Annotated in this window: 2 protein-coding genes; both read right to left on the bottom strand. The window is 41.5% G+C overall.

Features of this window, described 5'->3' with window-relative positions; genetic code table 11:
* Window positions 1-74: 74 nt before the first annotated feature.
* The gene (locus BT112_RS21435; protein WP_072319485.1) at window positions 75-755 is read right to left on the bottom strand and encodes a DUF4230 domain-containing protein; all 681 of its coding nucleotides are present in this window, start codon (window positions 753-755) and stop codon (window positions 75-77) included.
* Window positions 756-1098: 343 nt separating this feature from the next.
* Window positions 1099-1251, bottom strand: a complete 153-nt coding sequence (locus BT112_RS22260; RefSeq protein ID WP_175545860.1) for a helix-turn-helix domain-containing protein — start codon at window positions 1249-1251, stop codon at window positions 1099-1101.
* Window positions 1252-1355 lie beyond the last annotated feature (104 nt).

A 1355-nucleotide genomic window follows, 5' to 3' on the forward strand; every position in this document is an offset into this window, starting at 1 on the left:
CCTTGTAGGTTGAAAGCAAGAAAATAGCCTAAATATAAAAAGACCGCCTAAAACTTTTTAGACGGCCTCTGTTGTTATTGTTCGTGAGGTATGGCTATCGGTGCCGGGATAAAAGAATCGCGGAGCAGGTCGCTTTCCTCCCGGATGACCTGATCCTTGTATTGCAAGGTCCAGCCCATAGAGTTGGTCAGGATATAAATTTTCTGAAGTTCTGCCAGTAACCTGTTTCTGGAATTGGTCATCAGTTCCGATTTTTCGATCTCCTTTCGCAAGGCGCTGTCGATACGCTTACGGATCTTGTTATGGTCACCTGCATCGAAGCGGTTGAAGTAATCCTGCTGTATATCGTAGTACTCTATTTTTGGGTTAATCTCCAGCTCCGGAGGTGGTATGTAGGTGATAATTACGGTTTTTTCGTCTTCACGGATTTCAGTTTTTATCTTGCTGAGGTCATAGGATACTTTAGCTGTGGCATTGACGACAACCAATGCCTTTTTCCTTGCAGAAAGGATGTCCAGGTAGAATTTTTTCGAGTCCTGGAACGTAAAAACCTGGGCATAATTACCTTCGGTAACAATGAGCTTCCCCACATTTTTAATCTCTTTTTCCAGTAGTGCGGTATGCTGTAAAGAAATGTCCCTGTTCTCTTTATGATACCGGTAAAACTGCCATATACAAATGACAATCAGTACAAAGATGATTATTTTCAGAACAGGTTTTCGGGAGGAGGTATGGTCTTTTCTTTGGTCTTCCATAGTTGTTATTTCACCGTTCGGAAATATAGTTGATGTGTATAAAAATACGATTATTTTCGAGGTAGACCCCACATGAAATAGAAAGACCGGCTGTAAAGGGCATCCGGTAGTGCAACCCGGAGAAGAAGCAGTATAGACAAAACACCAAAAGCCCGGATTTCGATCTCTTTCCTAAAATCATACTATAACGGTTCCGGACTTTTGGTGTGTAACCCTAAAAACTTTTGTTTACGTATTACAGAGTCGGTTAAGGACTTTGGTTGGTATAAATTTCGTTATTCCCGGCTGCCCCGGGTTCCTGATTTTACATTTTTTATTCCGAATTTTACAATGTTTAAAGGTATCAGGGGTATGGCTTTTTTGCTTTTTTCCGCATTTGGCCCGGAGCACAGTGGTATTTCAATTTAAAAGCACGGTAAAAGCTGGAAGGTCCTTTAAAACCGGCTGCCGAAGCAACTTCTTTTATTGGGATATCCGTGGTCTTTAAAAGATACATCGCCTTTTTAAGTGCAAAAAACGGATATAGTATACCACTAAAAACGGGTGAAAGTGAGCATAGCACAGCGGGTGAAAGTGAACCACCTAAAACGGATGAAAGTG

The organism is Sinomicrobium oceani (assembly GCF_900119185.1).
GTDB classification, from domain to species: Bacteria; Bacteroidota; Bacteroidia; order Flavobacteriales; family Flavobacteriaceae; genus Sinomicrobium; species Sinomicrobium oceani.